Below are 6,561 nucleotides of genomic sequence, written 5' to 3'. Positions count from 1 at the left end.
AATCTAGGCCATTTAATGGCTGAACATTTTTAGACTTTACTTTGAATAAATAACATCCGATGAATCTGCATTAAATAATAATGAATGGATGACATATGAAAAAACTCCTCGCAATTAATCTCTGTTTACTTTCGTCTGTAGCCTTTGCATCGCCTTCAACCATCACAAACAATGCGCCAGATGGATACTACATTGAAGCACAAGGGTTAACTGGTGAAGCATTAAAAGACATGCTCGGTATTATCGCAGCACGAGGGCAGCATCAGCTCAGCTATAGCCAAGTTTGGTCAGCGTTAAAAGATGCTAACGAAGATCCTAACAACGCTGACAATGTCATTTTGTATTACAGCGGTCGCTCACAATCAAAAGATTTCAATTCATCAAAAACGAATAACCAAGACGCGTGGAACCGCGAACATATTTGGCCTAAATCATTTGGCTTTAAGCGCAAAAACCAATGGGGATATACCGATATCCACCACCTTCAACCAACGGACGCCAAAATAAATTCTATTCGTTCCAATAAAGATTTCGGTTATGGGGGTCAACCTGTTGCTAAAGCACCGTTTAATAAAACCAGTACAACCACTTTTGAACCTCGTGATGCAGTAAAAGGCGATACTGCCCGATCTATTTTTTACATGGCTGTTCGCTACCAAGGTAACGATGCCAACATGCCAGATCTATTCCTTGTTGATAATACGTCAAGTACATCAGGGCAGCCTAAAATGGGTAAACTCTGCACCTTGCTTCAATGGCACAATGCTGATCCTGTCGATAACTGGGAGCAACAGCGTCACGAAAAAGTCGTAAAATGGCAGGGCAACCGTAACCCATTTATAGATAACCCAACATGGGTAAATGCTATCTACGGTGCTAAGTGTCAATAAGGCACTAAAGAACAACGTCCTTACGCGTGAAATCACACGTAAGGACGAGATAACAATACCCGAGATGCGATCTTACTCTTCATCGTATTGATCGAGAATGAAGGCAAACTCATTCAAGAAAGTTTCTATATCTTGATGATCCAATTCACTCAGAGGGTAAGCCGGTTTTCGGCAATAATTGGTAGTAATAATTCCGCGCCTGACCAATATTTCTTTTTCGACGGCGATAATGTATTCACAGTGGCTCATCCACTTACTGATATACCTAAACAACAGCGTATGCAGCGCCTGTGCTTGTTGTTTCTCCCCATCCAACCATAGCTGATATATCGCATTGTAGATCTCAGTGAAAGAACACCCCGGCATAACACCTTTACCACCCACTTCAAGCATATCCAGCATATATAAGCCGGCATAACCGTTCATGATCACCGCATCTGGCAGTAACGTAAGCAGCTGCTGAGCATATTCCACAGGCGGGTTACACTCAATTTTAAACACCGCATTAGGATAGTTATCGGTGATGGCTTTCATGTCTTGCGGTGTGATCGGAATCCCCGTCTCTGTTGGCGCGTATTGGAGCAATACTGGAATATCAACCGCACTCAACACACTTTGGACATGATAAATAATATGCTCATTACTTGGGTTCAAGAAAAACGGTGGTAATAGCATTAAGCTATCAAAGCCTTGTTGTTGATATTCCCTGGCTTGTTGCACCGCAAGTTCAGTGGCGTGTTCTGTAATTGAGACACAACTAAACACCTGAGATTCAGATGTAATCGCCTGAAACCAGCGAGCAAGCGTCCGTTTCTCATCTTGATTGAGCTTATAAAACTCACTCGCAATCCCAAATAAGGTTAAGCCATGACATCCAGTTTGAATCAAGTGCTTGACCAGCTGTTTAAAACTTTCGATATCAACAGCGCCATTATCAGCAAATGGCATCGCAACGATCGGGTTAACACCAAAAATATCTGTCGGTTTTAATTGAGACTTTTGCGCTGAACAAGGCGCTAATAAGGTATCAGTTTGTGATGTCGTCATTTCAAAATCGCTCCATGTGCTGCCGATGAAACACGATCCCGATACAAACGCAGGAAGCCTTTGGGTACTTCTTTATGCAGCCTTGTCCACACTGATCTTCGGGTTGCAATCGTCGCCTCATCGACCTCAAGCGTGATTTCTCGTGTTGTTAAATCGATAGTGATGCCATCGCCATCTTGCACTACACCAATCAAGCCCCCCTCATAAGCTTCTGGCGAGATATGCCCGACAAAAAGACCGCGATTCGACCCCGAAAAACGACCGTCGGTGATCAAGGCACAGCTTTCAGAGAGCCCCATCCCTTCAAGCAGCTTCATGGGCTTATACATCTCAGGTAAACCTGCGCCACCTGTGGTACCTTCATAACGAATGACAATGACAGATTTTTCTTTAATGGTTTCCTGCATAATGGCTTCAATAGCGGCTTGTTCAGAATCAAACACCACCGCTTTGCCAGTAAAGTGGAACATGTCTTTGGGCACGGCTGCAGGTTTGGCGACTGATCCCCAAGGCGACAAGTTGCCTTTCAATACACCCACACCCGACTCCAACATAAAAGGATCGTCAATCGGACGGATCAATGCACGATTGTCAGTGCTTGCGACCTCAGCTAGACAGTCTCGTTTGGTTCCTGAAACGGTTAACGCATCGAGTTCTAATAACGGCGCAAGCTCTTTTTCGACCGCCGCTACGCCACCAGCCTCAAAGAAATCGACCATATCGTATTCAGAAGCCGGGTAGATTGACGCGAGCAAAGGCACCTTGCGGCTCATTTGATCAAACACATCCAAATCTAGCTCACCTAAACCCGCTTCATAGTGGATCGCTTGTAAGTGAATAATGGCATTAGTCGAACCGCCCGTGGCTAACAAGGTGCAAATGGCATTATGGATCCCTTGTTTGCTGATAATTTTGCGCGCGGTTACCCCCTCTTCCAACATGCCTACAATGCGTTGTCCGCTCTGATAGCCCACGTGTAAACGTTGTGGGTGAATGGCAGGAATAGTGGCGGTTTGTGGCAAGGTCATACCTAGAGATTCCGACAAACAACACATGGTATTCGCTGTACCATACATGGTGCAGGAGCCAATGGTTGGCTCGGCTAGATCTTCAATTTTACGAAACTCTTGCTCGTCGATCTGTCCTTTATTTTTCCAGCCAATCGCTTCGGTAACGATATTGCCATCCCAATGCTTACCCGCATACTCTGCAGGGTACATAGGACCGCCGTTAACCAAAATAGCGGGAATATCAAGCCGTGCTGCCGCCATTAGCATCGCTGGGACAATTTTGTCGCACGAGCCAAGCAACACCATAGCGTCAAAGTTATGCGCTCTAACCATGACCTCGATCGAAGCGGTGATCACCTCTCGCCCCGCCAAGATATAGCGCATCCCTATATGCCCTTCAGCAATGCCATCACACGGTGCAATCGTGCCAAACGTCATTGCAGTACCACCCGCTTCTTCAATCCCTCGGATCACTTCGGCACCAACAACATCAAGATTCGCATGCCCTGCGGTAGCATTGGTGTAACTATTCACGACCGCAATTATAGGTTGTCTTAAAGCACTATCGCTGTGCCCCATTGATTTATACAAAGCGCGTTTTAACGCACCGTCATCGTCTTTCAGTATTTGATTGTGGTGAGGCACACACGCCCCTCCTCCACATGAACCGCATGATCCGCAATTACTCATAGTTACCACTCCGCAAACGAACCATCTTTGTTAGTCCAGTGGGGGTTGCGCCATTTAGGTTGCGTCAGCGCTTTGTCATGTTGATCCCGCATGAAGCCCTCGTCGATTTCAATGCCAAGCCCCGGCCCTTCTAGGTTCAAGCAGTAACCATGGTCAAAATCAAAAACATTTTTGTTCTTGATGTAATCCAATACATCGTTACCTTTGTTGTAATGAATACCAATACTTTGCTCTTGAATGATGGCGTTCTGACAAGTGGTATCAATATGCACTGAAGAGGCCAGTGCAATCGCACCTAAAGGACAGTGCGGCGCTAAAGCCACGTCGTAAGTTTCAGCCATAGAGGCAATTTTCTTAAGCTCAGTTAGCCCACCGCAATGGCACACATCAGGCTGAATAATATCAACGCCACCATGCTCGAGTAGTTTTTTGAACTCCCAGCGCGAATGTAGGCGCTCGCCTGTCGCAATCGGGATCGCGCCATACTGCGCGATTTCATGGATACAATCGAAATGCTCAGCCAGTACCGGCTCTTCGACAAACATAGGGCGCATCGGCTCTAATTCTTTCATCATGATTTTTGCCATGGCTTTATGAACACGACCATGAAAATCAATCCCGATACCAAAGTCTTTACCCATGGCATCACGTAAGCCTTGAACACGATCAAGCAGCGCATCGACTTTACTAAAATCATCAATAAAATTAAGTTCTTCGGTACCATTCATCTTAATCGCGTTAAAGCCTAACTCTTTTCGCTCCTTTGCCATGCGAACGACATCATCTGGCCTATCACCACCAATCCATGAATAAGTCTGTATTTTGTCGCGACATTTTCCCCCCAGCAGTTGGTAAGCTGGTACATCTAGCGCTTTACCTTTGATATCCCACAGGGCTTGGTCAATGCCAGATAAGGCACTCATCATCACAGGGCCACCGCGGTAAAAAGTCGAGCGATATAAATAGTTCCAATGCAATTCAATATCACGCGGGTCTTTACCGATCAGGTATTCCATCAACTCATCGACACAGGTATGAACCGTATGAGTACGCCCTTCTAAGCTTGGCTCTCCCCAACCTACGATGCCTTCATCAGTGATGATTTTCAGAAAGCCCCAGCGTGGAGCAACAATGAATTTTTCGTAGCCAATAATCTTCATAATTCAGCCTTACTTAAATAGATCGGGTAGGAAAGTAATAACGCCAGGCATAAACACCAATGCTATTTGCACAAGCAACATACTGATTAAAAATGGAATAACAGCACGAGTGAGCTGAACCATTGACGAGCCAGTGATCCCTTTAGCGACAAACAAATTCACCCCGACTGGCGGCGTAATCAATGCCAGCTCGGTACCAACAATCAAGATGATGCCGAAGTGGAACGGGCTCACACCAAGCTCCACCAAAATAGGTAAGAACAAAGGGGTATAAATTAAGATTTGAGCCGCCGTTTCGATAAACAGACCGGTAAACATGATTAACGCAACAAAGATCAACAGAATCAGCGTAGGGCTATCAGTAAATTGTAAAATAGCCTCACCGATCATTTGTGGGATCATGCTAATCGTTAAATAACGCGCAAAAGCGGTCGCAAAACCAAGGATAATAATGACGCAGCCCGTGGTTAACGCTGCCCGTGAGACCGTGGGAATTAAATCTTTAAAGGTCATTTCTTTATGGATAAAGAAACTTACAATCAAGGTGTAAATAACCGTGATACACGCCGCTTCTGTGGCAGTGAAAATACCAGAGTAAATCCCCCCTAAAATGATGACAGGCGTCAGCAATGCCCATTTGGCTTCAAGAAACGTCTCTTTCACTTTCGAAAGAGAAAAGTCTTCATCTTGACCTTTATAGCCGCGCTTTTTAGCAATTAAATAAACAGCAAGGATCAACCCAAAACCAATCATGCCGCCCGGAATAAAACCCGCCAAGAACATATCACCAATCGAAATTTCAGCTGTGACCGCATAAATGATCATCGGAATCGACGGTGGAATAAGGATCCCAAGCGAACCCGCCGAAGCAGTTAACGCCCCCGCGAAATGGCGGTTATAGCCCTTTTCTATCATCGAAGGCACCATCATGGAGCCAATCGCCGCAACCGTGGCTGGTGATGAACCAGAAATAGCAGCGAAGAACATACATGCCACCACAGTGACGATGCCGAGCCCACCAGCCGTTCGTCCAACTAAACTGGCAGCAAAGTTGACGATGCGCTTAGAAAGCCCACCTTTTTCCATCACAAAACCCGCCATAATAAACATCGGAATGGCAAGGTATGTAAATGAGTCCAGTGAGGTAAAAGCAATTTGAGCAATAAACGAAATTGGAATATCAGCCAGCATCAAGGCAAAGGCGGTACACATACCAATACTAATGGCAATGGGCATGCCAACGGCAAGTAGTGCAACAAAGACAAACATTGTAATTAGAAACACGTCCATTATTTGTTTCCTCGCTCATCTTTAATTTTTTGTAAGGCTTCTTCCGCTTCACTAGGTGCATATTCTTGTTCGAGTTTACCGGTCACTCTTCGATATACTCGTTGAACTAATCTCAAGGCGATTAAATAAAAAGTGAATGGTATAATTGCGTATACCCACCCTGCTTGCCATTCAAGTGCTGGTGTTGTTTGCTCTATCGCTAATGCATCAACCGATAATTCCAAACCATAATAACCAACCCAAACCATGAAGCTGGCAAACGATAAATCGACAATTGAATCTAATATTTTTTTATTTTTACCCTTTACAAACCCATCAATGACTTCAACTCGAACATGTGCACCGCGAACAACAGCTAAACTTGCTGAAGAATAAACTAACGCAATAAACACATAACGGGATAACTCTTCAGTCCACGACAAAGAAAAATTAAAAACAAACCTAAATAATATTTGCAAAAAGCAAAGAATAATT

At 44.8% G+C, this 6,561-nt stretch carries 6 protein-coding genes; 1 reads left to right on the top strand and 5 read right to left on the bottom strand.

Annotated features, from left to right (window positions below; all coding sequences use genetic code 11):
- Window positions 1–95: 95 nt before the first annotated feature.
- Window positions 96–890 (top strand): endonuclease I family protein, encoded by a 795-nt coding sequence (locus ASV53_RS21850; protein ID WP_094958671.1) that lies wholly within the window; start codon window positions 96–98, stop codon window positions 888–890.
- Between the two features lie 72 nt (window positions 891–962).
- On the opposite strand, the gene ASV53_RS21845 is transcribed toward ASV53_RS21850, so the two are convergent.
- From ASV53_RS21845 to ASV53_RS21825, 5 genes are all read right to left on the bottom strand, one after another.
- A complete protein-coding gene (locus ASV53_RS21845) occupies window positions 963–1,937 on the bottom strand; it encodes a dihydrodipicolinate synthase family protein (protein ID WP_094958670.1) in 975 nt (324 codons plus the stop codon).
- On the bottom strand, window positions 1,934–3,637 hold the full coding sequence (ilvD, locus tag ASV53_RS21840) for a dihydroxy-acid dehydratase (RefSeq protein WP_094958669.1): 1,704 nt from the start codon (window positions 3,635–3,637) through the stop codon (window positions 1,934–1,936). Before ilvD ends, ASV53_RS21845 begins: the two co-directional genes overlap by 4 nt.
- A 2-nt stretch (window positions 3,638–3,639) precedes the next feature.
- Window positions 3,640–4,797 carry a galactonate dehydratase gene (gene dgoD, locus ASV53_RS21835; RefSeq protein ID WP_094958668.1) on the bottom strand — a complete coding sequence of 386 codons (1,158 nt, stop codon included), beginning with the start codon at window positions 4,795–4,797 and terminating at the stop codon, window positions 3,640–3,642.
- A 9-nt stretch (window positions 4,798–4,806) separates the two neighbouring features.
- Entirely contained in the window at window positions 4,807–6,087 is a 1,281-nt protein-coding gene (locus ASV53_RS21830) for a TRAP transporter large permease (protein WP_094958667.1), read from the bottom strand.
- On the bottom strand, window positions 6,087–6,561 hold a 475-nt coding region (locus tag ASV53_RS21825; RefSeq protein ID WP_141226293.1), incomplete at its 5' end, for a TRAP transporter small permease. The genes ASV53_RS21830 and ASV53_RS21825, both read right to left, overlap by 1 nt.

The sequence above is a fragment of the Photobacterium sanguinicancri genome (assembly GCF_002265265.1).
GTDB classification, from domain to species: domain Bacteria; phylum Pseudomonadota; class Gammaproteobacteria; order Enterobacterales; family Vibrionaceae; genus Photobacterium; species Photobacterium sanguinicancri.
Note: the sequence above shows the minus strand (reverse complement) of the source record. Positions and strands in the feature narration are given on the sequence as shown.

Excerpts from the sequence above, each read along its gene's own strand:
- ASV53_RS21850 (WP_094958671.1), top strand. The coding sequence starts at position 96 with ATGAAAAAACTCCTCGCAATTAATCTCTGTTTACTTTCGTCTGTAGCC.
- ASV53_RS21845 (WP_094958670.1), bottom strand. The coding sequence starts at position 1,937 with ATGACGACATCACAAACTGATACCTTATTAGCGCCTTGTTCAGCGCAA.
- ilvD (WP_094958669.1), bottom strand. The coding sequence starts at position 3,637 with ATGAGTAATTGCGGATCATGCGGTTCATGTGGAGGAGGGGCGTGTGTG.
- dgoD (WP_094958668.1), bottom strand. The coding sequence starts at position 4,797 with ATGAAGATTATTGGCTACGAAAAATTCATTGTTGCTCCACGCTGGGGC.
- ASV53_RS21830 (WP_094958667.1), bottom strand. The coding sequence starts at position 6,087 with ATGGACGTGTTTCTAATTACAATGTTTGTCTTTGTTGCACTACTTGCC.